General features: G+C 70.7%; 20 protein-coding genes. 11 read left to right on the top strand and 9 right to left on the bottom strand.

Going from position 1 to position 24,240, the window contains the following annotated elements:
- Positions 1–5 precede the first annotated feature (5 nt).
- From G528_RS0106615 to G528_RS0106605, 3 genes are read right to left on the bottom strand one after another with little or no spacing between them, the layout of a single operon-like run.
- Positions 6–809, bottom strand: a complete 804-nt coding sequence (locus tag G528_RS0106615; protein WP_026918290.1) for an SWIM zinc finger family protein — start codon at positions 807–809, stop codon at positions 6–8.
- Complete coding sequence (locus tag G528_RS0106610; RefSeq protein WP_051198381.1) at positions 806–3,832, bottom strand: DEAD/DEAH box helicase; 3,027 nt, start codon at positions 3,830–3,832, stop codon at positions 806–808. Before G528_RS0106610 ends, G528_RS0106615 begins: the two co-directional genes overlap by 4 nt.
- 29 nt (positions 3,833–3,861) lie before the next feature.
- Positions 3,862–4,908: an ABC transporter substrate-binding protein gene (locus G528_RS0106605; RefSeq protein WP_035719120.1), complete on the bottom strand. Its 1,047-nt coding sequence runs from the start codon at positions 4,906–4,908 to the stop codon at positions 3,862–3,864.
- Between the two features lie 229 nt (positions 4,909–5,137).
- On the opposite strand from G528_RS0106605, the gene ctaD reads away from it, so the two are divergent.
- Entirely contained in the window at positions 5,138–6,859 is a 1,722-nt protein-coding gene (gene ctaD, locus G528_RS16635; protein WP_035719119.1) for an aa3-type cytochrome oxidase subunit I, read from the top strand.
- Positions 6,860–6,938: 79 nt separating this feature from the next.
- Here the strand turns inward: ctaD and G528_RS0106595 are convergent, their stop codons facing one another.
- Entirely contained in the window at positions 6,939–8,261 is a 1,323-nt protein-coding gene (locus tag G528_RS0106595) for an alpha/beta hydrolase (protein ID WP_051198380.1), read from the bottom strand.
- 197 nt (positions 8,262–8,458) lie between these two features.
- Between G528_RS0106595 and serB the strand changes: the two genes are divergently transcribed.
- Together serB and G528_RS0106585 are read left to right on the top strand one after the other, a co-directional pair.
- Complete coding sequence (gene serB / locus G528_RS0106590; RefSeq protein ID WP_026918286.1) at positions 8,459–9,688, top strand: phosphoserine phosphatase SerB; 1,230 nt, start codon at positions 8,459–8,461, stop codon at positions 9,686–9,688.
- A gap of 11 nt (positions 9,689–9,699) precedes the next feature.
- A complete protein-coding gene (locus G528_RS0106585) occupies positions 9,700–10,443 on the top strand; it encodes a peptidyl-tRNA hydrolase (protein WP_245569694.1) in 744 nt (247 codons plus the stop codon).
- A 7-nt stretch (positions 10,444–10,450) separates the two neighbouring features.
- Here the strand turns inward: G528_RS0106585 and G528_RS0106580 are convergent, their stop codons facing one another.
- Complete coding sequence (locus G528_RS0106580) at positions 10,451–11,470, bottom strand: LLM class flavin-dependent oxidoreductase (RefSeq protein ID WP_026918284.1); 1,020 nt, start codon at positions 11,468–11,470, stop codon at positions 10,451–10,453.
- A gap of 84 nt (positions 11,471–11,554) precedes the next feature.
- Here G528_RS0106580 and G528_RS0106575 point away from each other — a divergent pair, with 84 nt between their 5' ends.
- The 5 genes from G528_RS0106575 (at position 11,555) to G528_RS0106555 (ending at position 16,423) form a co-directional block, all read left to right on the top strand.
- Positions 11,555–12,379 carry an ABC transporter ATP-binding protein gene (locus tag G528_RS0106575; protein WP_425402217.1) on the top strand — a complete coding sequence of 275 codons (825 nt, stop codon included), beginning with the start codon at positions 11,555–11,557 and terminating at the stop codon, positions 12,377–12,379.
- Positions 12,380–12,449: 70 nt separating this feature from the next.
- Positions 12,450–13,304, top strand: coding sequence for an NUDIX hydrolase (locus G528_RS16630; RefSeq protein ID WP_245569693.1), 855 nt, complete (start codon positions 12,450–12,452; stop codon positions 13,302–13,304).
- A gap of 76 nt (positions 13,305–13,380) precedes the next feature.
- Positions 13,381–14,169 (top strand): enoyl-CoA hydratase/isomerase family protein, encoded by a 789-nt coding sequence (locus tag G528_RS0106565; RefSeq protein WP_026918282.1) that lies wholly within the window; start codon positions 13,381–13,383, stop codon positions 14,167–14,169.
- Between the two features lie 17 nt (positions 14,170–14,186).
- Positions 14,187–15,203, top strand: coding sequence for a class I SAM-dependent methyltransferase (locus G528_RS0106560; RefSeq protein WP_026918281.1), 1,017 nt, complete (start codon positions 14,187–14,189; stop codon positions 15,201–15,203).
- Positions 15,204–15,211: 8 nt separating this feature from the next.
- Positions 15,212–16,423 carry a THUMP-like domain-containing protein gene (locus tag G528_RS0106555; RefSeq protein WP_026918280.1) on the top strand — a complete coding sequence of 404 codons (1,212 nt, stop codon included), beginning with the start codon at positions 15,212–15,214 and terminating at the stop codon, positions 16,421–16,423.
- Between the two features lie 25 nt (positions 16,424–16,448).
- Here G528_RS0106555 and G528_RS0106550 read toward each other — a convergent pair whose 3' ends face one another.
- Positions 16,449–17,768, bottom strand: coding sequence for an outer membrane protein assembly factor BamB family protein (locus tag G528_RS0106550; protein WP_026918279.1), 1,320 nt, complete (start codon positions 17,766–17,768; stop codon positions 16,449–16,451).
- Positions 17,769–17,898: 130 nt separating this feature from the next.
- Between G528_RS0106550 and G528_RS0106545 the strand changes: the two genes are divergently transcribed.
- Positions 17,899–18,636, top strand: coding sequence for an acyltransferase (locus G528_RS0106545; RefSeq protein ID WP_026918278.1), 738 nt, complete (start codon positions 17,899–17,901; stop codon positions 18,634–18,636).
- A 44-nt stretch (positions 18,637–18,680) separates the two neighbouring features.
- Here G528_RS0106545 and G528_RS0106540 read toward each other — a convergent pair whose 3' ends face one another.
- The 3 genes from G528_RS0106540 to G528_RS0106530 are packed head-to-tail and all read right to left on the bottom strand — an operon-like array spanning position 18,681 to position 22,320.
- A complete protein-coding gene (locus G528_RS0106540; RefSeq protein WP_026918277.1) occupies positions 18,681–19,931 on the bottom strand; it encodes a glycosyltransferase family 4 protein in 1,251 nt (416 codons plus the stop codon).
- Complete coding sequence (locus tag G528_RS0106535; protein ID WP_026918276.1) at positions 19,931–21,475, bottom strand: 1,4-alpha-glucan branching protein domain-containing protein; 1,545 nt, start codon at positions 21,473–21,475, stop codon at positions 19,931–19,933. Before G528_RS0106535 ends, G528_RS0106540 begins: the two co-directional genes overlap by 1 nt.
- Positions 21,472–22,320: a class I SAM-dependent methyltransferase gene (locus tag G528_RS0106530; protein WP_084638064.1), complete on the bottom strand. Its 849-nt coding sequence runs from the start codon at positions 22,318–22,320 to the stop codon at positions 21,472–21,474. The genes G528_RS0106535 and G528_RS0106530 overlap by 4 nt, the downstream gene beginning before the upstream one ends.
- A gap of 98 nt (positions 22,321–22,418) precedes the next feature.
- Between G528_RS0106530 and G528_RS0106525 the strand changes: the two genes are divergently transcribed.
- Together G528_RS0106525 and G528_RS0106520 are read left to right on the top strand one after the other, a co-directional pair.
- The gene (locus G528_RS0106525; RefSeq protein ID WP_026918274.1) at positions 22,419–23,207 is read left to right on the top strand and encodes an electron transfer flavoprotein subunit beta/FixA family protein; all 789 of its coding nucleotides are present in this window, start codon (positions 22,419–22,421) and stop codon (positions 23,205–23,207) included.
- Between the two features lie 49 nt (positions 23,208–23,256).
- The gene (locus tag G528_RS0106520) at positions 23,257–24,210 is read left to right on the top strand and encodes an electron transfer flavoprotein subunit alpha/FixB family protein (RefSeq protein WP_026918273.1); all 954 of its coding nucleotides are present in this window, start codon (positions 23,257–23,259) and stop codon (positions 24,208–24,210) included.
- The last annotated feature ends 30 nt before the right edge of the window (positions 24,211–24,240 follow it).

Genomic DNA, 24,240 nt, shown 5'->3' with positions numbered 1-24,240 from the left:
TGCGCTCACCGCCGCCGCGTGAGCACCTCGTACACCGCCGCCAACTCGTCGAGGGCCTCGGTCACCTCGGTCGTCGCGACGCCCGTCGCCCGCAACGCGTGCCGCAGCGTCGTGGGATCCAGGTCGTCGAGGGGATCCACCGCCGGGAAGCTCGGTACCGGCGGCGCCACGAGTCGGTCGCCGAACGGGTCGTCACCGAACGGCGCTCGGTCCTCGCCGTCGGAGCCGGTGCTGCCGGCCGGAACGACACCGTCGCCGGAAGCCCCATCACCGGAAGCCCCGTCACCGGAAGCCCCGTCACCGGAAGCGGCAGCCAGCAGCTCGGGCAGATCGGTGCCCATCACCGTCAGCAGCGTGGCCGGATGCCGGTCGATCTCGGCGGCCACCTCGAACGCCACCGCGAGGACGTGCGTGCAGCGAGGCCGCTCGTCGGGGCAGGTGCAGTCCGAGACGACGTCCGCACTCTCGGTGGGGGCGACGAAGCCGCCGAGGGTCGGCGGCTGTGCACCGCGGGCGAGGTCGAGCAGATCGTCGGTCGCTCCCTGGGAGACGAGGAGACCGACGACCGTCTCGGCGTCGACTGTCCGCATCTCGAGCCGAACGTCGAACGGATCGAGTTGGCTCCCGCGAACCGAGGCGGTCACCACTCCGCGGGTGATCGACAGCGCGTCCACATGGCGGTCGCGGAAGTAGCGGCGGGCCCCGGTGACCTGCCGATGCTCCGCACCGCCCTCGACGGCGTCGAGGAACGCCCGGCCCCACCCGGTCACGCCGTACGAGCGGACCGGCGCCCGACGCCCGCGACTCATTCGGACACCGCCTCGTCGCGCAGCGACAACAGGTCCATCAGGGAGTCGTCGTCGAGATCGGTGAGCCACGATTCGCCCGTGTTCACCGTCAGCGAGGAGAGCTCGCGTTTGGCGGTGATCATCTCGTCGATCCGTTCCTCGAGGGTGCCGACGCAGATGAACTTGCGGACCTGCACGTTGCGTGTCTGCCCGATCCGGTAGGCGCGATCGGTGGCCTGATCCTCGACCGCGGGATTCCACCAACGGTCGATGTGGATGACGTGGGTCGCGGCCACCAGGTTGAGGCCCGTTCCACCGGCTTTGAGCGTCGCGAGGAGGGCCGGCGGGCCGTCGTCCCCGCCGAACCGCGTCACCAGGCGATCACGCTCCGCGCGCGGCATGCTGCCGTCGAGGACGGGCAGTTCGGCACCGAGCACCGGCTCGAGCCACTCGGACAGCAGGGCGCCGAACGCCGCGAACTGCGTGAAGATCAGGGCACGGTCGCCTTCGGCGATGAGCGTGCTCAACACGTCGACGAGCAACTCCAGCTTGCCGGAGCGGTGCCGTCCGCGACGGAGCATCGGCGAACCGTCGTCGAGGTAGTGCGCGGGATGATTGCACACCTGTTTGAGCCGCGTCAGCGCCGCCAGCACGGTGCGCCGGCGCGGGCCGCCCTGCCCGGTGTCGGCGAGTGCGGCGTGCAGTTCGTTGAGGACCGCTTGATAGATGCCGGCCTGCTCGGTCGTCAGATTGGTGCGGACCAGCAGCTCGCTCTTGTCGGGGAGATCGGGGGCGATGGTCGGGTCGTTCTTCTGCCGCCGCAGGATGAAGGGCCGCGTGACGGCGGACAGTCGGTCGACCGCCCGCTGATCGCGGTCCCGTTCGATGGGCTCGGCGAATCGGGACCGGAACGTCGACGCGGTCCCCAGCATCCCCGGATTCACCAGGTCGATGACGGCCCGCAGATCCTCGAGGCGATTCTCCACCGGTGTGCCCGTGAGCGCGATCCGCGTCGAGGCGCGGACGGCCCGCAGTGCGCGCGCGGCGGCGGTGTTGACGTTCTTGACGTGCTGCGCCTCGTCGACCACCAGCTCGTTCCACCGCAGCGCCGCGAGATCGGCGCGGTCGCGGGCCAGGGTCGCGAACGTGGTCAACACCACGTCGGGCGCGGCCTCGGTGATCGCATCGGTGGAGCGTCCCGCCCCGTGGTGGACGAGGACCCGCAGGTGCGGGGCGAAGGTCGCGATCTCCCGCTGCCAATTGCCGATCACCGACATGGGACAGACGACCAGGGCGGGGGCGTTGTCGACCAGGCCGGGGCCGTTGCCGACCGGGCCGGGGCCGTTGCCGACCGGGCCGGGTGCACCGCGCGGCGCCCCGTCCCGACGGACGGTCAGCAGTGCGATCACCTGGACGGTCTTCCCGAGACCCATGTCGTCGGCGAGGACGCCGCCCGCGCCCATCGCGGCCAACGCATGCAGCCAGTCCAGACCGCGCCGCTGGTAGGGGCGCAGAGTCGCACGCAGCGACGGCGGCACCGTCACCGGGTCGGGCCGCAGGACTCCGCCCGAGGCGATGTCGTCGAGCCAGCCGAGACCGGAGACCTCGGTGACCGGGACCGGAAGCCGATCGTCGGGATCGGTCACCAGGGACAGCAACTCGGCCATGGTCGGGGCCTCACGCCCGCCGAGAGTGCGGTGGGCGGCGATGAACGATGCGGCCCGGTGAAGGGCGGCGCCCTCGGCGCGCATCCAGGTCCCGCGAAGACGGACGAGGTCGCCGCTCTGCTGTGCCAGCTCGTCGATGTCGGCCCCGCTGAGCTCCCAGGTGCCGTCGCCGTCGCCGAGCGCCAGCTTCCATTCGAACTCCGAGATCTCGTCGAGGCCGACGAAGCCTACTCGAGCGCCGCCGTCGGGCACCTGCGCGGCCCGCACATGCAGCGACGGCGTCACGGCGGCGATGGACGAGGGGAGCAGGACGTTGAGCCCGGCCGCCTGAAGATCGGCCGCCCCGTGATCGAGCAGCTCGGCGACGGTGTCGGTGGTCAACAGGTAGTCGAGGCTCCGCGGATCGGCCTCGGCGCGGGCGAGCGCGTCGAACGCCTCGACCGCTCGACCGAGGTCGCCGGCGACGGCGTCGAGCTCGTGGGCGTCGAGGCGCCGCGGATCGGCGGGCCGCAGCTCGCCGGTGGCCGGTCGCAGACACACCTCGAGGCGCCAGCGGACGGGACCGGGGTCGGGTAGACCGGGATCTGGAGAGTCGGGGTCGTCCTCGGGCTGATGAAGGCGCAGCACGACCGCACTGCGGCCCACGCCGGCGGATCCGGCCCAGTCCTGCCACGCCTGCAGACTGCGCGATCCCGTCTCCGGCGACGCGATGACGGGCGCCCGTCGGACCAGATCGGCCACGAACGGGACGGTGGGGGTCACGCCATCGTCGGCCAGGCGGCGGCGACACTCGTGATCGACGGCCTCGGTGACGAAGTCGACCAACCCGTCGGCGGTCGGGACGGCGGCGGTCGGCGCGGAGGCCTGCGCGACGGCGAGCCAGCTGTGCCACGCGGGCACCGGCAGCGGTGTCCAGCGCGTCTCGAACTCACCGGCGGACTGGCGGGTTCCGGGCACCACCGCGCCGGCGTCGATGCAGGAGCGGGCGGCGGCGAGCAGATACCGGTAGAAGCGGATGTCGCCGCCGACACGCAGGTGCTCGCACCGGTCGAGGAGTTCGACGGCGCCGCGAATGCCGAGGCCCGCAGCCGGCCGGAACACGCGACCGGACGACGACCGCAGCTCCACCGTGTGCCGCAGTCGCTTGGCGCCCAGCAGATCGACGAGGGCCGCAGGCAGGTCGACGTGCTCGCCGAACACGGCGCCCGGAGGCGCGACGTCGACCTCGGCCGGTGATTCGGATCGGGGGGTTTCGGCGGTCGGGGAGTCCGGCCACACCGCGAGCCCCAACCCGGGCATCCAGCGGACCCGGATCGGCACCCGGCCCGCGCCCCGCAGGCCTGGCGGTCCGTCCGCGCCGTCGGTGTGATCCCCCATGGGGACCGTTGTACCGCGAGGCTCCGACACTATCCGGACGAGCCGCCGTTGAGCGAGACCTTGAGGTCGTTGAGCACGAGCCACGCGGCGGCGAGCCCGGACGCCCGATACCAGACGGCGTCGTCGACCGACTGGACGCGACGCCAGGTCGGCGCCCCCATGTCGAGCCAGCGGTCGCTGAGCAGGACGTCGGCACCGCGCTCGCGGCCGCCGTCGCCGTCGTAGCTGACGTAGATGAGGTCGCCGTCGGCGTCGGTGAAGTTGTCGTCGGTCGCGGGGACGGCGTCGGGTCGGCGCTGGGCCGCCGGACGGTTGACGCCGACCAGCTCCATGATTCGTGCGCCGAAGGCGTCGGTGCCCTCGATCATCTCGGCGTCGGGGGTGAATCGGACCAGCGACACCTGACTGTGCGCGGCGTCCAGCGTGCGCCCCACGCGAGCGGCCTCGGTGTGGAACTCGTCGAGGCGTTGATCGGCGGCCGCCGTGCGGTGCGTGGCAGCGGCGACCTCCCGGAACGTCGCCTCCCAGTCGTCGGCGACATCGATCGCGACGGTGCGGGCCGAGCGCAGGGCGCCGGTGTCGGTGAGCGCGGCGGCGCGGTCGGCCGTCGCAGGCGAGCTGAGCACCAGCTCGGGCGCGGCGGTTCGCACGGCGGCGGCGTCGGGCTGGTCGCCGATCGTCGGCACGGCGGTCAGCTGCGGCCCGAGATACTCGGGGACGGCGCCGCGGTCGGCGGTCACCGCGGTCACGCGCGGCCCCAGTCCCAGGGCGCACAGGGCGTCGAGGAGGGCCGGGTCGGTGACCACGATGCGACGGACGTCGGCGGCGCCGGGGTCGGGGGCGGTCTCCGCCAGGCAGGTGCGCGAGAAGTCGCGTCCCGGATTGACGATGTCGACCTCGTTGATCCGAGTCACCGTGGTGGAGATCACCGAGCCGTCGGGGGTGCGGAGCGTGTCGTCCTGGGACCCGCACGCGCTCAGCGCCGCGACGGCGGCAGCTGCGGTGATGACGACGACGCCGCGTCGCAGCAGCGACGCCGCCGGCGAACCCCGGCGAGACGGTGAGCTCGGAAGCATGGAAGGCACCCGCCCACGCTAGCATCGTCGGCGCGCCGTGAAATGGGGGCTACCTGCATCGATCAGTCGGCGCTACAGTGGCAGTACGACAGATCGTAGGACCCGGTCGGTATGCCCTTCCGGTCTGGTTTACGATCAGTACGTAGCGCTAGCGCCAACGGTGGCATTGCAGCAGTGTTGTGGGTGTGAAAGCCCAGGGTGCCGCACTCGGCGCCGAGGAGGAGGAATCTTGACCGCGGTAGACCAACCGACGACCCGGGTTGAGGCGGAGAGGCCGTACCCGGCCCGCCGGCAGCCCAAGGGCTCGTTCATCTACAAGATCATCACCACGACCGATCACAAGCTGATCGGTCAGATGTACATCGCCACGTGTATCGCCTTCTTCCTTGTCGGCGGTCTGATGGCACTGTTGATGCGTGCGGAGCTCACGGCCCCGGGCATGCAGTTCCTGTCGAACGAGCAGTTCAACCAGCTGTTCACCATGCACGGCACGGTGATGCTGCTGATGTACGCGACGCCGATCGTCATCGGCTTCGCCAACTTCGTCCTCCCGCTGCAGATCGGTGCACCGGACGTGGCGTTCCCGCGTCTGAACGCGCTCGGTTACTGGCTGTTCCTGTTCGGCAACCTGGTGGCGCTCGGCGGATTCCTCACCCCGGGCGGTGCCGCCGACTTCGGGTGGACCGCGTACACGCCGCTGACCGACGCCGTTCACGCGCCGGGACTGGGTGCCGACCTGTGGATCATGGGTCTGGGTGCCGCGGGTCTGGGCACGATCCTCGGTGCGGTCAACATGATCACCACCGTCGTCTGCCTCCGCGCGCCGGGTATGACCATGTTCCGCATGCCGATCTTCACCTGGAACATCCTGGTGACGAGCGTCATCATCCTGCTGATCTTCCCGCTGCTCACCGCGGCCCTGATGGGTCTCGAGGTGGACCGCCAGTTCGGTGCCCATCTGTACGATCCCGCCAACGGCGGCGTCATCCTGTGGCAGCACCTGTTCTGGTTCTTCGGGCACCCCGAGGTCTACGTGATCGCGATCCCGTTCTTCGGCATCGTCTCCGAGGTGTTCCCGGTGTTCTCGCGGAAGCCGACATTCGGCTACTCGGGCCTGGTGTACGCGACCCTCGCGATCGCCGCGCTCTCGGTCGCCGTCTGGGCGCACCACATGTACGTGACGGGCTCGGTCCTGCTGCCGTTCTTCTCGTTCATGACGATGATGATCGCCATCCCGACCGGTGTGAAGTTCTTCAACTGGATCGGCACCATGTGGAAGGGCCGAATAACGTTCGAGACACCGATGCTCTTCGCTATCGGCTTCATCGTGACGTTCCTGTTCGGTGGTCTGACCGGTGTCATGATGGCGAGCCCGCCCATCGACTTCCACATCTCGGACACGTACTTCATCGTCGCGCACTTCCACTACGTGCTCTTCGGAACCATCGTGTTCGCGACCTTCTCGGGCATCTACTTCTGGTTCCCGAAGATGACCGGACGCATGATGGACGAGACGCTCGGCAAGTGGCACTTCTGGCTGACCTTCATCGGCTTCCACCTGACCTTCCTGGTCCAGCACTGGCTGGGCAACGAGGGCATGCCGCGTCGGTACGCCGACTACCTGCCGTCGGACGGTTTCACCGAGTTGAACGTGGTGTCGAGTATCGGCGCCCTGGTGCTGGGTCTGTCGACCCTGCCGTTCGTGTGGAACGTCTTCAAGAGCTACCGCTACGGCGAAGTCGTGACCGTGGACGATCCGTGGGGCTTCGGCAACGCGCTCGAGTGGGCGACCTCCTGCCCGCCGCCGCGTCACAACTTCACCGAGCTGCCCCGGATCCGTTCGGAGCGCCCGGCGTTCGAACTGCACTACCCGCACATGGTGGAGCGCATGCGTTCCGAGGCCCATGTCGGTTGGGGCAGCGAAGGCAAGCACGAGCCGGCGAACGTGTAGCACCCGTCTCACCGCGGGCCCGTCCGAGTTCTCTCGGGCGGGCCCGCGGCGTTTCTGCGGCGCTGCTCGACGGCTGGCGCTATCGGATGCCGAGCCGTTCGGCGATCCAGGGCAGTGCGTCGTCGACGCCGTTGCGCCACACGCCGAAGTCGTGGCCGCCGGGAACGATCCGGAGTTCGACACGCATGCCCGCGCGGTGTGCGGCGGCGTGCAGTCGGCGCAGCGCGTGCAGGGAGGGTTCGTCGGCGTCGCCGACCACGAAGACCCCCGATGAGCGCGGGTAGCGGTGCGTGTGCAGCAGATCGAGGGCGTTGACCGCGCGGAACCTCTCCTCGCTGCCGTGGAAGAGGACGTCGAGCGTGCGGCGGTGGCTGCCGAGGGAGGGCGCGAGGAGCCCGGACATGTTCAGGAACACCCGGTAGACGTCCGGATGGTTCACGGCTGTCTGGAGGCCGCACATCCCGCCGTAGCTGAGACCGCCGATCGCACGGTGCTCGGGCCCGGGTGCGGTGCTCAGGTGCGCGTCGATCCAGCCCGGCACGTCGACGGACAGGTAGGTCGAGACGTTGCCGAGCGGTGAGTCGACGCATTCGGGGTCGGCCCACTGCTCGCCGGTCCCGTCGGGGATCACGACGATGGGTGCGACACCGTGATGGCGGGCGGCGAAGAGGTCGAGGATGGCGGGCAGTCGGATCGAGCGCAGCCAGTCGTGCGGACTCCCCGGGACGCCGGCGAGGAGGACCAGGACGGGCAGACGCGGTCGCGGGTCGGTGAAGTACGCCGGCGGCAGGTACACCAGGGCGCCGCGGGCGTCGAAGCCGGACGCCGTGCCGGGGATCGGGGTCGAGTACACGCGTCCGGCGGCGGGTTCGCCCGGGGACGGTGACCATTCGGGGAGGTCGACGGTGCGGGTGCCGGTGAGCGGGGCCGACGGGAAGGCGGCGACGTCCTCGGTGTCGACGAGCGCGTTGAGGGTCGGATATGCCGAGTAGTACTGGTTGACGCCGAGGAGCGCGGCGGCGACGACCACGGTGACCGCGACGCAGCTGATCAGGCTCGTGCGCAGCCGGTGCGTCGCGCCGGCGACCCTGCCGACGCCGAGGACGGCGGTGAGTGCGAGCACGGCGGCCCAGCCGCGGAGCGCGCGGGGGACCGGTTCGGTGAGGTCGAGGCCCGCGGCGAGGGCGTGCCGGACGCCGACGAATGCGAGGATCGACGCGGCGGCCGCGGCACCCACCCAGTACGCGTGGCGGACGGTCGGCACGGCGGTGAGCCATGCGATCGCGACGAGGGTGAGCACGATGGCGGTGGCGGGGAGCCATCCGTGCAGCAGGGAGACGTCGGCGAGCTGCCGCCAGAGCCCTCCCCGTCCGGGGAGGGCCACGGGGATGGGGGTCGTCACAGCGTGGTCGATGACATCCCAGACTATGGGCGCCGACGGAGTGCGGTATGGGCGCGGCTCGGACTGCGAACCGCTTGCGATGAACTTCTCAGGTCCTGCTCAGCGTTGGTGCCCGGTTCGGCGCCGGAGTCCGGTTCGGCGCTGGTGTGGGGCCACCCGATGGCCCCCGAGAACCGTGCAGGCGCCATAATTGCGGCGTGGGTACTTCGGACGCCAAGCGCACCATCCTCGTCACCGTCAGCGGACCGGACAAGCCGGGAGTCACCTCCTCTCTGATGGGGGCCCTCGCGTCGGTGAACGTCGATCTCCTCGACGTCGAGCAGGTGGTGATCCACAATCACCTCACCTTGGGTGTCCTCGTGTCGACGGACGGTTCGGCGGCGGCGGTGCTCGACGCGGTCGACGGTCCGATGCGGCGGCGCGGGATGGCGGTGGAGCTGGCGGTGGATGCGACCGGTCACGCCCGCGCGCTGTCGACGCACGCGGTGGTGATCCTGGGGCAGCCGGTGTCGGCCGAGTCGTTCGAGGCCGTCGCGAGCGCGATCGCTGCGCGGGGCGGGAACATCGACTCGATCCGCGGAGTGGCGGACTATCCGTTGACGGGTCTGGAGTTGATGGTGAGCGTGCGCGATACGGCGGATGCCGACGGCGCATTGCGGAAGGCTCTGGTCGGTGTCGCGGCGACGTATCCGATCGATGTGGCGGTGGAACGCGGCGGTCTGGCGCGGCGGGCCAAGCGGGTGATCGTCTTCGACGTCGACTCGACGCTGATCCAGGGCGAGGTGATCGAGATGCTGGCTGCGGAGGCCGGACGGGAGTCCGAGGTCGCGGCGGTGACCGAGGCGGCGATGCGCGGCGAACTGGATTTCGCGGAATCGCTGCACGAACGGGTCAAGGCTCTCGCGGGGCTGGACGCGTCGGTGATCGATCGCGTCGCCGGGTCGCTGGAGCTGACGCCCGGGGCGCGGACCACGATCCGCACGCTGCACCGTCTCGGCTTCCATTGCGGGGTGGTCTCCGGTGGCTTCCGGCAGGTGATCGATCCGCTCGCCGGTGAACTCGACTTGGATTTCGTGCGCGCCAACACCCTCGAGATCGTCGACGGCGTCCTCACCGGTCGGGTGATCGGGGAGGTGGTCGACCGTCCCGGGAAGGCGCGGGCGCTCGCGGCGTTCGCCGAGCAGGTCGGCGTCCCGATGGAGCAGACGGTGGCGGTCGGCGACGGTGCCAACGACATCGACATGTTGACGGCGGCGGGTCTGGGCATTGCGTTCAACGCGAAGCCGGCCCTCCGGGAGGTCGCCGACACCACGCTCGACTACCCGTACCTCGATGCGGTCTTGTTCATGCTCGGTGTGACGCGTAACGAGGTGGAGGCGGCCGACAGTCGTGACGGCGTCCTACGCCGCGTCCCCCTCGACGGCTGATCGCCGTGAACGTGACCGACCAGTACCGGCGGCTCGTCGCCTATCGCGGGAGTCACGAGGATCCGGCGGATCCCGGCGAGGTCCGTGCGATGCAGATGGTGCTGCACATCGAGAAGCGTGATCCGCCGGACGGTCATGAGCTGCTGGTGGCGGCGGCGACGGCGGTCGCGCGTCTGTGCCTCGACCCGCGATGCGGGGCGTCGGGGGTTTGGGCGGCCCCGATGGATGCGTGGTGCGATGCGCGGATTCGGAAGATCGCGCGGCGGGCGCGGGGTGCGCACTGGGCTGCGGTGCAGGACGTCGACGGTGTCACGGCGCGTATCGGCGGCGCGGAGGCCCGAGCTCTCGTTCCCGGCCGTGTCGGCGACGTCGACAGGCGGGTGGGCAGGCTGCAGATCGGCGGCACCCGGGTGGAGGGCGAACTTCCCCGCGGTGACGGCCCGACGGTCGGGGACGGTGCGGTCGGTCTCGTGCTGTGGGTCGATCCGACGTTGGACATGTCGGTGGGCAAGGCGGCGGCGCAGGTCGGGCACGGGGCGATGCTCGGCGTGCGGTTGATGAGCGAGAGTCGCGCCGAGGACTGGTTCGCGGCGGGATGCCCGCTGGACGTGCGCGCCGCCGACCCCGAACGGTGGGCGGAGCTCACCGCTGCGGCGCAGCGGGGGACGGCCGCGGCGGTGGCGGACGCCGGGTTCACCGAGGTGGAACCCGGCTCGGTCACGGTGATCGCCGAGGCAGTCGGGGGCGGTCGCTAGCTGCGGCTCACGTGTGGTCGGTCGGTGGCGCGAGCTGTTGTGCGGTGCCGAACCACACCTCGCGGTCGACGGCCAGCGGTGCGAGGATCACCTCGTCGGCGCGGGCGTGCCGGGCGAAGGCGTCGATGCCGTCGCGGACTTCCGCGGGCGTGCCGACGGCCGCGTATCGCAGCATCGCATCGACCTGGGTGCCCTGCGGACCGTCGAGCAGCATCTCCGCCTCGTCGTCGGTGAGTCGGCGGCCACGGTTGAAGAGGATCTTGATCCGCTGCACCTTGGCGCGGTGGAGTTCGGCGGCGGCGCGGTCGGCGTCGTCGTCGGCGATGACGCTCATTGCCGCCATCACGTGCGGTTCGGTCTCGCCGCCGTCGGGGAGCGGCGCCGGTCGGAAGTCGGCGAGATAGCGGGCGACCGCCTGTTCGAGGGCCTGCGGGGCGAAGTGGGACGCGAATGCGTACGGCAGCCCGAGCGCGGCGGCGAGCTGCGCTCCGAACAGCGATGAACCCAGGATGTACAGCGGGACGTCGGTTCCCGATCCCGGGGTCGCGACGACACCGTTCACGGCGGCGCCGGAGAAGTACCGGGTCAGCTCGACGACGTCGCGGGGGAAGTTCTCGGCCGCGGCAGGTGTCCGACGGAGGGCGGTGAAGGTCGCCTGATCGCCGCCGGGAGCCCGCCCCAGACCGAGGTCGATGCGACCGGGGTGCAGTTCGGCGAGGGTGCCGAACTGTTCGGCGATCGCCAACGGGGAGTGGTTCGGCAGCATCACGCCGCCCGCGCCGAGTCGGATCCGCGCGGTGTGGGCGGCCATGTGCGCGACGAGGACGGCCGGGGCGGCCGAAGCGATCGCGGGCATGTTGTGGTGCTCGGCGTACCAGATGCGCCGATAGCCGGTCTCATCGGCGAACCGCGCCAGTTCGAGTGAGTGCGCCAGGGAGCCCGCGACGGTCTCGCCGTCACCCACCTGGGCCAGGTCGAGCAGGGAGAGGGGGATGCGGCCGGGGCGGGAGGAGTCGGAGTCGGTCACGACAGGTTCAAGGCGCCGCGGCGCGTTTCTATTCCGGTGCCCTCGAATCGGACGGTCATCCGGCACCATGGAGGGGTGACCGACATGTTCTCCGATCCCGACCTGCTCATCGACTTCCGCGACGTGGAACTCATCCGCGGGGGCACGACCCTCGTCGGCCCGGTTACCTGGCAGGTGGAGCTCGACGAGCGCTGGGTGATCATCGGCCCCAACGGCGCCGGGAAGACATCGCTGCTGCGGATCGCCTCGGCTCTCGACTTCCCGACGCGCGGCGACGCGTTCGTCGTCGGCGAGAAGCTCGGCCGGACCGAGGTGCGGGAGCTGACCACCCGGATCGGCCTGGTGAGTTCGGCGATGGCCGCACGCGTTCCCGGCGACGAGCGCGTCTCGGACCTGGTGATCTCCGCCGGCTACTCGGTGCTCGGTCGGTGGCGCGAGAAATACGACGACATGGATCGGGACCGTGCCGCCGACATCCTCGAATCGATGGGGGCCGAGCATCTCGCCGACCGCGAGTTCGGCACCCTCTCGGAAGGGGAGCGCAAACGGGTGCTGATCGCCCGGGGGCTGATGACCGATCCCGAACTGCTGCTGCTCGACGAGCCCGCGGCCGGGCTCGATCTCGGCGGCCGCGAAGAGCTCGTCGAACGGCTCAGCGTCCTCGCCGCGGACCCCGACGCGCCGGCGATGGTCCTGATCACCCATCACGTCGAGGAGATCCCGCCGGGCTTCACCGACGTGATGATGCTGTCCGAGGGCGCGGTGACGGCGCAGGGGCCGATCGCCGACACGCTGACCGCGGAGAACCTGACGGCGACGTTCCGGCAGAGCATCGCGGTGACCCACGACGACGGCCGCTACTTCGCTCGGCGTGCCCGGCGTGCCGGGGGCCACCGCCGCGCCGAGTGACGGTCGCGTCGCGCTATGGTCGACCCGTGGCCGAGCGATCGCTCGGCGCATGATGTGTGAGGAGTCAACGGTGTCCCAGTCTCCGGGGTCCCAGTCGTCGGGATCTCAGTCGTCGAGATCCCAGCCCGAGGTCCCGCTCCGCGACGCGTCGACCGTGGTCCTCGTGCGTGACGGCGCCGACGGCATCGAGGTGTTCCTGCAGCGGCGGGTCAAGCAGATGGCGTTCGCCGGCGGGATGACGGTGTTCCCCGGCGGCGGCGTCGACGATCGCGACCGCGACGCCGACATCCGATGGGCGGGGCCGGACGTGCAGTGGTGGGCCGACGCCTTCTCCGCCGACGTCGAGACGGCTCGTGCGCTGGTCTGCGCCGCGGTGCGCGAGACCTTCGAGGAGTGCGGTGTGCTCCTGGCGGGGTCGGCCGACTCCGTGGTCGACGATCCGTCGACGCTGGCGCACGAGCGTCAGCGCCTGGTCGCCAAGGACCTGTCGTTCGCGGAGTTCCTGGCCGCCCACGAGCTGGTGCTGCGAACCGATCTGCTGCGTCCGCTGTCGCATTGGATCACCCCGACCAACGAGGTCCGTCGCTACGACACCCGCTTCTTCGTCGCGGAGCTGCCCGCGGGGCAGCGCGCCGACGGTGAGACGACGGAGGCGGCGGCCACCATGTGGCAGACCGCGGCGAAGGCGTTGCGCGACTGGGAGTCCGGCGCGCACTTCCTGTTGCCGCCCACCTGGTCGCAGTTGCGGGACGTCGCCGGCTTCGAGACGGTGGCCGATCTGTTCGGTGCACAGCGCACGATCACGCCGATTCAGCCCGACATCGCCGACGACGCAGGCCTGGCGGGACTGCGGTTCGCCGACTCGGCGGAGTACCTGTCTGCCCTGGCCGATGGACGCATGGAACGGATGCGCGACGGCCGGTGACCGGTGCGTCGCGGCGTGCGTCGATCCCGTGCCGCCCGGTTGGGTTCTCGACCTGACTTACCGGTAACCTGCCCTCATGGCTGAGTTCGTGACCCTCGAGACGTCGCCGGAGCACCCCGGTGTCGGCACCATCGCGCTGAACCGTCCGCCGATGAACGCCCTCAACCGTCAGGTGCAGACCGAGCTGGCCGAGGCCGCCCACGAGGCGAGCATGCGCGACGACATCGACGCCGTCGTCGTCTACGGCGGGCCGAAGGTCCTCGCCGCCGGCGCCGACATCAAGGAGATGCAGGGCATGTCGGCGGCCGACATGCGCAAGGTCGCCCGCGGCCTCCAGCGCGCCATCGGCGCGATCTCCGAGATCCCGAAACCGACGGTCGCGGCGATCACCGGATACGCGTTGGGCGGCGGCCTGGAGGTGGCGCTCGGCGCCGACCGTCGCATCGTCGGCGACAACGCCAAACTCGGTGTCCCGGAGATCCTCCTCGGAGTGATCCCCGGCGGGGGCGGCACTCAGCGTCTGGCCCGGTTGATCGGCCCGTCGCGCGCCAAGGACATGGTGTTCACCGGCCGGTTCGTCGACGCCGACGAGGCGCTGCGCATCGGCCTCGTCGACCAGGTCGTCGCGCCCGACGAGGTGTACAACGAGGCGCTCGCATGGGCGGGCCGGTTCCACGGTGCGGCGAGCGTCGCGCTGCGGGCGGCCAAGTCCGCGATCGACGACGGCCTCGGCGTCGATCTCGACACCGGCCTGAAGATCGAGGAGCAGTTGTTCGCCGCACTGTTCGCCACCGACGACCGCACGATCGGCATGGAGTCGTTCGTCGCCAACGGCCCCGGCAAAGCCGAATTCACCGGAGAGTAGTGAGGTATCCGAAGACGATGACCGCAGTAGACGATCAGAAGCCGACCGGCGGGGAGACCGCCCCCGTCGATCGCACCCCCGTCGATCCCACCCCGAACCCGCACGCGACCGCCGAACAGGTGCAGGCCGCGTACGAGGACACCAAGCTGGCCCAGGTGCTGTACCACGACTGGGAGGCCGAGACCTACGACGAGAAGTGGTCGATCTCCTTCGACCAGCGGATCATCGACTTCGCTCGCGGTCGGTTCGACAAGATCGTGCCCGACGCGCCCGTTCCCTACGAGCGTGCGATGGAACTCGGCAGCGGCACCGGGTTCTTCCTGCTCAACCTGATGCAGTCGGGGGTGGCGAAGAAGGGGTCGGTCACCGATCTGTCGCCGGGCATGGTGAAGGTCGCGCTGCGCAACGCCGAGAACCTCGGGCTGGACGTCGACGGCCGCGTCGCCGACGCCGAGTCGATCCCGTACGAGGACGACACCTTCGACCTCGTCGTCGGGCACGCGGTGCTGCACCACATCCCCGACGTCGAGCAGTCGCTGCGCGAGGTGCTGCGGGTCCTCAAACCCGGCGGTCGTTTCGTGTTCGCCGGTGAACCGTCGACCTACGGTGACTTCTACGCCCGTTGGATGAGTCGAGCCACCTGGTGGGCGACCACCACGGTCACCAAGTTGGGGCCGCTCAAGCAGTGGCGTCGCCCGCAGGCCGAGCTCGACGAGAGCTCGCGTGCCGCGGCGTTGGAGGCCGTCGTGGACATCCACACGTTCTCGCCGGACGATCTGGAGCGGCTCGCCGTCGCCGCGGGCGCCGCGGAGGTCGAGACGACCGCAGAGGAGCTGGCCGCCGCGATGCTGGGATGGCCGGTCCGCACCTTCGAGGCCGCGGTCCCGCGGGAGAAGCTGGGCTGGGGCTGGGCCGGATTCGCGTTCGGCGGGTGGAAGCGGATGACGTGGCTCGATGAGAACGTGCTGCGCAAGATCGTTCCGCCGCAGTTCTTCTACAACGTCCTCATCACCGGGGTGAAGCCGGAGAAGTAGGCGCCCGCGTGGGGTACGAGTTCAGCATCGACGACGTCGCCTTCCTGCGGTCCCGACACGGCCGAAAAGCCCTGCTGACCACGGCCGAGTCGACGCTGACTCCCGAGGCGCTGCTGCGGGAGATGCCCGATCTGCGGGCCCGCTACGGCGACCGCGCCGCAGCGCTCGTGGAGATCGTCCGCACCCGCCGCAAGGCGGCGGGCAAACTCGCCGACGCCGGTGAGCTCCTCGCCGGCGACGTGGCGCTTCAGCAGGCCACGGCGTCGGCGGTGGCCGAGCACCGGGCCGCGGACATCGCACGGCATCGCCCGGATGCGGTGGTGCACGATGTGACCTGTTCGATCGGAGCCGAGGTCGTGGCGTTGGCCGACACCCCCGGAATCGCCGGCGTCATCGGCAGCGACACCGATCCGGTCCGTCTCGCGATGGCCGAGCACAACATCGGTCACCGTGACCGCCGGGCGCCGTGGGTCGTCGCCCGCGCCGACGCGCTCGTGCCGACGTCGACCGCCGATGTGGTGATCGCCGACCCGGCGCGTCGGTCGGCGCGGGGGCGCACCTTCCGGCTCGACGAACTCGACCCGCCGCTGATGGAGCTGCTGACGGTGTACGCCGGACGCGAGTTGGCGGTGAAATGTGCGCCCGGCCTCGATTACCGGCTGCTCCGCGATCGTTTCGGCTTCGCCGGGCAGGCCCAGGCGGTGTCACTCGACGGCGGTGTCCGCGAGGTCTGCCTGTGGAGCGAGATCACCCGACCGGCGCGCCGCGCCACGGTGCTCCGGTCGCGCGGGGACGGCTACGAGGTCACCAGCGCCGACCCCGACGAGATCGAGGATCCGGGTGTCGACGACTGGATCATCGACCCGGACGGGGCGGTGGTGCGCGCGGGCCTGGTTCGGCATTACGCGCGCCGGCACGGGCTTCGGCAACTCGATCCGCAGATCGCGTATCTCACCGGCGACCGGGTGCCGTCCGGCGAACGCGGCTTCCGGGTCATCGACCGTTTCGGAACCTCCGAGCGCGGACTGCGGACCGCGCTCGCGGCACGCGACTGCGGGAGTCTGGAGATCCTGGTGCGCGGGATCGACGTGGATCCGGATCGGTTGCGCAAACGGCTCAAACTCTCGGGGAGCACCCCCTACGCGTTGATCATCACGCGGATCGGGCGCGCCGGAACGGCCTTCCTCTGCGAGCCGGGTCGCCGCGGCGGCGACGCCTGACGAGGCTTGCCGGGCGCCGCGCGGGCTACTCGCCGGGGGCGGCGAAGTAGTAGACGGTGCCGCCGGTGGTGGCCACCGCGATCTGACCGGACGCGCCGACGGCGACACCCGTCGCGAATCCCTCGGGTTGCGGCCCCTTCTCGTCGCCGAGCGGCAGGGACCGGACCACCGAGCCGTCCGTCGCGTCGATCTGGAGGAGCGCGAGTCGGCCGCGGGGGTCGGTGCGGCCGACGGTCCACGCGCGGTCACCGGCGGTCAGGGTCGACAGGCCCGCGGTGCGGACGCCCTCGTTCCGGGCGACGACCTCGACGCCGTCACCGGTGTCCCGGAGGATCGTCAGCGGAGCCCCCACGGTGCCCGCCGGGATGATCAGGCCGTCGGGTGAGACGGTGAGGGTGGCGAACCCCGAATCCCCGACATCGGTGCTCCAGCGGACGCGCCCCGTCTCGGCGTCGAAGGCGTACAGCCGGTTCTCCCGGGAGAAGGCGTAGACGGTCCGGCCGTCGGCGGTCGCCGTCGGGGGACCGACCATCCCGCCGGGGAGTTCGGCGGTCCACAGATCGGTGATCTCGCCGTCGGCGTACGACATCGCCTTCACCTGGGCGGCGTCGCCGCCCTGCGGGTGGAAGTTGAGGAAGAAGCGGCTGCGGGGGCCGTCGACCGCGGGCGGGGCCGCCACCGCGCAGGCGGGGCCGCCGGTCCGGCAGTCGTCGATCCCCTCGGCGGGGTCGGCGGCGGCCGGGCCGCGCCAGAGCTGGACGGCGGGGTACTCCGCGTCGCCCGTCTGCGAGTTGACGATGCTGATCTCACCGCGCGACGTCGTCACCAGGACGCGTTCGGGCGCAGCGAACTTCGCCGACGTCGGAACGCCGTTGACGTCTTGTCGCCACCGGATGGCGCCGCCGCCGGTGAACGCCAGGAAGCGTCCCGGCTCACCGATGTAGGGCTGGTTGTACTGGTCGACGAGGGCGGTGTTGGTCCAGAAGCCGTCGGCCATCCGTTTGCAGAAGTTCTTGCGACCGGCCCGGTGGTCGAGTGCGAACAGGTTGCAGCCGGCGCGGGTCTGAGCGGTCACCATCACGTCGCCGCTGCCGGTGAGTGACAGCGGTGCGCGGACGGCGCCCTCGGTGGGGCGCTCCCACGCGGGAGCGAGATCGTCGGGGACGTTCGCGTGGCTGTAGTCGGTGTTGCCGGCGTCGCCGCCGAACGTCGACCAGCCGGGCGCGGGCACCGACCGGACATCGGTGTGGCCGTCCGAACAGGAGGTGACGACCAGGACGGTCGCGGCGGCGAGGACCGCGGCACGGGTGAGCGTGCGCGTGCGACGACGGGCGGCCTGGATCATCGTGCTCCTGTGGTGTCGGCGACGTGAGATGTCGGACGGGGGTGCCCGAACGACTCTATCGCGTCGGCTCCCGGGTGCTTGCGGCCGCTGGGGCCCGAGCGGGTCGGGTCGTCGTTTAGTGTTTGTCACCATGACGACGATGTGGAACGCGTCCTACCGCTCCCGACTTCGCGCCGGCCGTCGCCGCGATCCCCGGCAGGCTCGATTCCTGACGCTCGACTCGCTGCGCTGGGTGCGGCGCAACCGTGCCTGGACCCCCTGGTATCTGGTGCGCTACCTGCGACTGGCCCGCTTCCGGCTGGCGAATCCGCATGTGATCCTGCGGGGCATGGTCTTCCTCGGCAAGAACGTCGAGATCCACGCGACGCCGGAGCTGTCACGGCTGGAGATCGGCCGGTGGGTGCACATCGGCGACGGCAACTCGATCCGCTGTCACGAGGGCAGCATGCGGATCGGCGACAAGACGGTCTTCGGCTGCAACAACGTCGTCAACTCGTATCTGGATCTGGAGATCGGCGGGTCGACGCTCATCGCGGACTGGTGTTACATCTGCGACTTCGACCATGTGACCGATGACCTCACCCTGCCGATCAAGGATCAGGGGATCGTGAAGGGACCGGTCCGCATCGGCCCGGACACGTGGATCGCGGCCAAGGTGACGGTGCTCCGCAACACGACGGTCGGCCGCGGATGCGTGTTGGGCGCGCACGCCGTGGTCCGCGGGGTCGTCGACGACTATGCGATCGCCGTCGGTTCGCCCGCCCGCGTGGTCAAGAACCGCAGGGACGTGTGGGAGGCCGGTGCGGCACAGCGCGCGGAGCTCGAGCGGGCCCTCGCCGACATCGAACGCAAGAAGAAACAGGCCTGACGGGGCCCGTCGGGCTACGCCTCGACGGTGGGATCGCAGTCGGGCTACGCCTCGACGGTGGGATCACGGTCGGGCATCGGTCGCATCGGGATCTCGGGCCGACCCAGGCGGCGGGCGGGCCGCAGGCCGGCGGCGGCGTACACGGTCGCGGTCCGGGCGCCGATGACCGGCCAGGTGAACTCCTCGGTGAGTCGGTCGCGACCGAGCCGGGCACGACGCTGTGCGCCGACCGGGTCGTCGAGCGCCGCGCACACCGCGTCGGTGAGCCCGGCGACGTCGGTGGGATCGAAGCTGAGCCCGGTGCGGCCGTCCTCGACGGCCTCGCCGAGACCGCCCGCGTTGGACGCGACGATCGGGATGCCGGTTGCGGCGGCTTCGAGGGCGACGATCCCGAACGGCTCGTAGCGGCTCGGCAGGACGATCGCGTCGCAGCGGTGCATCAGCGCGAGCATCCCCGCGTGGTCCTGGCGGCCGGCGAAGTCGACGGCAGTCGCGACGCGGAACTCGCGTGACAGCTGCTGCAGCCAGTCCGACTGGGTACCGTCTCCCGCGACGGTCAGCCGCGTCCCGGGGTGGGCACGGCGGATCCGCGGGAGCGCTTCGAGCAGATCCTGGACACCCTTCTCGTATTCGAGGCGGCCGGCGAACAGCAGTTCCGGCGGCCCGATGCGGCGCGTGCGGTCCGCGTAGCTCCAGGTGCCGACGTCGATGCCGTTCTGGATCACCGTGACCGGTGCCAGCTCGGGCCCGAAGAGGGTGTCGACCTCGTCGCGCATCGACGACGAGCAGGTGATGATCGAGTCGGCGGCGTTCGCCAGCCACCACTCCACCGAGTGCACCTGGCGGTTGACGTCGCCGGCCACCCATCCGCTGTGGCGGCCCGCCTCGGTGGCGTGCAGCGTCGCGACCAGGGGGACGTCGAAGTACTCCGCGAGCGCGATCGCGGGATGCGCGACGAGCCAGTCGTGCGCGTGGATGACGTCCGGTGCGGACTCGCCGCGGAGGATCGCCAGTCCGGCGCGCACGAAGCCGTGCCCCATCGCGAGCGTCCACGCCATCATGTCGGCACCGAAGTCGAAGACCGGGGGGTCCTCGGCCACCGCGATCACCCGGACGCCGTTGACCACCGTGTCGGTGGTCGGGTGCGTCGCGGCGTCGGTGCCCGACGGCTGTCGGGTCAGCACGATGACCTCGTGGCCGTGCCCGGCGACCGCTTCGGCGAGATGGTGGACGTGACGGCCGAGACCGCCGACGACGACCGGCGGGTACTCCCAGGAGACGATGAGGACGCGCATCACAGATCGTCCTCCCATCGGCCCAGGCGCCGCGCGTCGAGGGCGCCGAACAGATTGTCGGCCCGACGCCAGCCGCGTGCGAGCTCGCCGGCCCGGTGCTCCCGTCCGGCATCGGACGCCGCGGAGATCTCCCGGGTGGCGTGCGCGTGTTTGTACGCGCGGTCCTGCGCGTATCCCGCCGCGGTGTCCTTGGAGACCATGAACGGCCAGTCGGACTGCACGGTCAGCAGGGTCTCGCGGAGGATCTGGTCGGCCACCGCGTCGCGGACGTGCGGTTCCTCGCGCCGTTTGTCCACCGAGTCGAGCGCGGTCGCGGTGACCTCGGCGTTGAGCTGGACGAGGTGGTCGACCTGCGGTCCCTCCCAGACGCGCCAGTCCTTCCCGGATCCCCACGACGAATCGTGGAGCTCCACCGGGTCGCCGACGTATCCGGCGCGGCGCGCGGTGTCGAGCGAGCCGACGGTGACCCCGGCCTCGGGGAGGCGGCGGAGCACGCGTTCGAGCCAGATCGGTCCCTCGTGCCACCAGTGGCCGTACAGTTCGGTGTCGAAGGCGGCGACGACGTGCGCGGGCCCGCCGATGCGCTCGGACTCCGCGACGAGCCGATCGCGGACGGCGGTGACGAAGTCGTCGACGTGCTTGTCGATCACCGGGTCGGCGAGGTCGGCGTCATACGGCTTCTTCCGTTCGCCGGGGACGTTCTTGCCGGTCACCCGCACGGGTTTGAACCCGGTGCGGTGATCGTAGGTGTGGAAGTCGCGGTACGCGGCGTGTCCCGGGTACCCCGACTTCGGCGACCACACGCGGTAGCTGACCGTGAGGTCGCGGCCGAAGGCGACGACCCCGGAGTCGCCGACGGGGCGGCCGAGTGCGGTGTCGCCGTGGAGGGTGGGGCCGTCGACCATGAAGTGGGAGACGCCGGCGGCGGCGTACTCGGTCTCCATGCCCGCGGTGTAGGCGCACTCGGGCGCCCAGATCCCGGTGGGTCGCGCACCCCAGCGCAGCGCGGCGTCGGCCAGTCCCTCGCGCAGGGAGAAGCGGCGCAGGCGCGGATCGAGCAGCGGGCCGAACGGGTGTGCCAGGGGGCCGCCGAGCAGTTCGATCACGCCGGCGTTCACCAGCGGTCGGATCTGCGGGCTCCCGCCGTGGCGCCACTGCGTCTCGAAGTCGTCGATCGCCGCGGCGGCCGCACGGTACTCGCGGTGCCCCATCCGGCGACGATCGGCGTCGGTGTCGGTCGCCGCCTCCATGGCCCGCAGCTGCCAGTCGGCGAGCCACTCGTGCATCGAGGTGACGCAGTGCGGGTCGTCGAGCTGGGCGGCGAGCACCGGGGTGATGCCGAGCGAGAGCACGTCGGTGTATCCGTCGGCGGCGAGCCGACGCAGGGCGGCGAACACCGGTTGGTAGCAGTTCGCCCACGACTGGTAGAGCCACTCCTCGCCGACGGGCCATCGACCGTGGTTGGCGAGCCACGGCAGATGCGAATGCAGGACCAGGGTGAACTGCCCCGGCACGGGCTCGCCGGAGCGGGTGCCGGCAGTCATCGGCGAACGGCGACGGCGAGCAGGTCGAGGCTCGCGTCGATGTCCGACTCGGCGGCCGAGACGATGTCGAAGTCGTCGGCGGCGACGGCCGCGACGTCGGCGGTCAGGGCGTCGGGCCAGGGGGCGCCGGCCACGGCGCGATCGATCTGCGCGTCGATGATCGATCCGCCCCACTTCTCGTCGAGCGCGGTCAGGGTCGCGCCGTGGAACACGCCGAGCATCTCCCGCACCTCGAATCCGCCGCCGTCGGTGAGCAGGTCGGTGAGTTCGGCGGCGCTGAGCTCGCGGGTGTGGAAGGGGTTGAGCGGGGTGTCGCGGCCGGGGGAGAAGGTGATGCGGTTGGGGGTGCTCATCAGCAGCAGTCCGCCGGGCCGCAGGACGCGACGGCATTCGGCGACGAATGCGGACTGGTCCCAGAGGTGTTCGATGACCTGGAAGTTGACCACCGCGTCCACCGAGCCGTCCGCGAGGGGCAGGTCGATGAGGTTGCCGCGGTGGACGGTCAGCTCGGGGTAGCGTTTGCGGGTGTGCTCGACGGCCTTCTCGTCGTAGTCGACGCACGTCACCGATCGGGCGCGGGCGGCGATCATCGAGGCGCCGTAGCCTTCGCCCGATCCGGCCTCCAGCACCTCGAGATCCGCGAGACGCGGGAGGACGTGTGCGTAGGCGATTTCGTGGCGACGGAACCAGTAGTTCTCGGCGGGGATTCCGGGGACGGTCCGCTCGCCGGTGAGGGCGAGTTGGTCGGCGGAGGGCTCTGTCATTGTGCCGACCTTAGTACCCGTGGTCGGCGCACCCGTACCCCGCGGTGGGCGCTGCGGCGTCGGCCACGTGACAGGCGCCATGTTCGCGGGGCCGGCCCCACCCGCTAAAGTGAACAATGACCCATGGCCTTACCGGCCGGTAAGTTGCCGAACCCGATGCAGGAGGTCGACGTAGACCCATGACGAATATTGTCGTTCTGATCAAGCAGGTTCCCGACACGTGGTCCGAGCGCAAGCTCGCCGATGGCGACTTCACGCTCGACCGGGAAGCCGCCGACGCAGTGCTCGACGAGATCAATGAGCGCGCCGTCGAGGAAGCGCTGCAGATCAAGGAAGCCGCCGGGGAGGGTGAGGTCACCGTCCTGTGCGCCGGCCCGGCCCGCGCGACCGACGCCATCCGCAAGGCGCTGTCGATGGGCGCCGACAAGGCCATCCACATCCAGGACGATCTGATGCACGGCAGCGACGCCGTCCAGACCGCGTACGTCCTGGCATCGGCGCTCGGCACCGTCGAGGGCGTCGAGATGGTCATCGCCGGCAACGAGGCCACCGACGGCCGCACCGGCGCCGTCCCGGCCATGATCGCCGAGTACCTCGAGCTCCCGCACCTGACGCACCTGCGCAAGCTGGAGGTCGACGGCCAGACCCTGCGCGGCGAGCGCGAGACCGACGACGGCATCTTCGCCGTCGAGGCGTCGCTGCCCGCGATCGTCTCGGTCAACGAGAAGATCAACGAGCCGCGCTTCCCGTCCTTCAAGGGCATCATGGCCGCCAAGAAGAAGGAAGTGAACGTCGTTTCGCTCGCCGACCTGGGTGTCGAGGCCGACACCGTCGGACTGGCGAATGCCGGCAGCACCGTGACCGGCGTGACCCCGAAGGCCGAGAAGACCGCGGGCGAGCGCGTCACCGACGAGGGCGACGGCGGCACGAAGGTGGCCGAGTACCTGGCCGCGGCGAAGATCATCTGATTCTCGCGTCCCCTTCAACTGGCGAAACCAAAGAACTCAGGAGAAAAACATGGCTGAAGTACTCGTGCTCGTCGAGCAGGACGCCGAGGGTGGACTCAAGAAGGTCACCAGCGAGCTGATCACCGCCGCACGCACCCTCGGCAGCCCGTCTGCCGTCGTCGTCGCCGCATCCGGCAAGGGATCGGCGGTCACCGGCGATCTGGCCGCGGCCGGCGCCGAGAAGATCTACGTCGCCGAATCCGATGACGTCGCGTCGTACCTGATCACCCCGAAGGTCGACGTGCTCGCGTCGGTCGCCGAGTCGGCGGGCGCCGCGGGCGTCCTCGTCGCGGCCACCGCCGACGGCAAGGAGATCGCCGGTCGATTGGCCGTGCGCCTCGGCTCCGGACTGCTGACCGACGTCATCGACGTCAAGGAGGGCGGCGCAGGCGTCCACTCGATCTTCGGCGGCGCCTTCACCGTCGACGCCCAGGCCGGCGGAGACACCCCGGTGATCTCGGTCCGTCCGGGCGGCGTCGAGGCCGCCCCGTCGGCCGGTGCCGGCGAGGTCGTCGAGGTCGAGGTCCCCGCTCAGGAGGGCGGCGTCTCGGTCACCGGTTTCGAGCCGAACGTCGGCGGCGACCGCCCCGAGCTCACCGAGGCGACGGTCGTCGTCTCCGGTGGCCGCGGTGTCGGTTCGGCCGAGAGCTTCTCGGTGGTCGAGGAGCTCGCCGACGCACTCGGCGGCGCCGTGGGCGCTTCGCGTGCGGCCGTCGACTCGGGGTACTACCCGGGACAGTTCCAGGTCGGTCAGACCGGCAAGACCGTGTCGCCGCAGCTGTACATCGCGCTCGGCATCTCGGGCGCCATCCAGCACCGCGCCGGCATGCAGACCTCGAAGACCATCGTGGCCGTCAACAAGGACGAAGAGGCCCCGATCTTCGAGATCAGCGACTACGGCGTGGTGGGCGACCTGTTCAACGTCGCCCCGCAGCTGACCGAGGAGATCAAGAAGCGCAAGTGATGCGCTGATCTCTGACGATCCACCCCGGCC

It is taken from the genome of Gordonia shandongensis DSM 45094 (genome assembly GCF_000423025.1).
Taxonomy (GTDB): Bacteria; Actinomycetota; Actinomycetes; order Mycobacteriales; family Mycobacteriaceae; genus Gordonia; species Gordonia shandongensis.
Note: the sequence above shows the minus strand (reverse complement) of the source record. Positions and strands in the feature narration are given on the sequence as shown.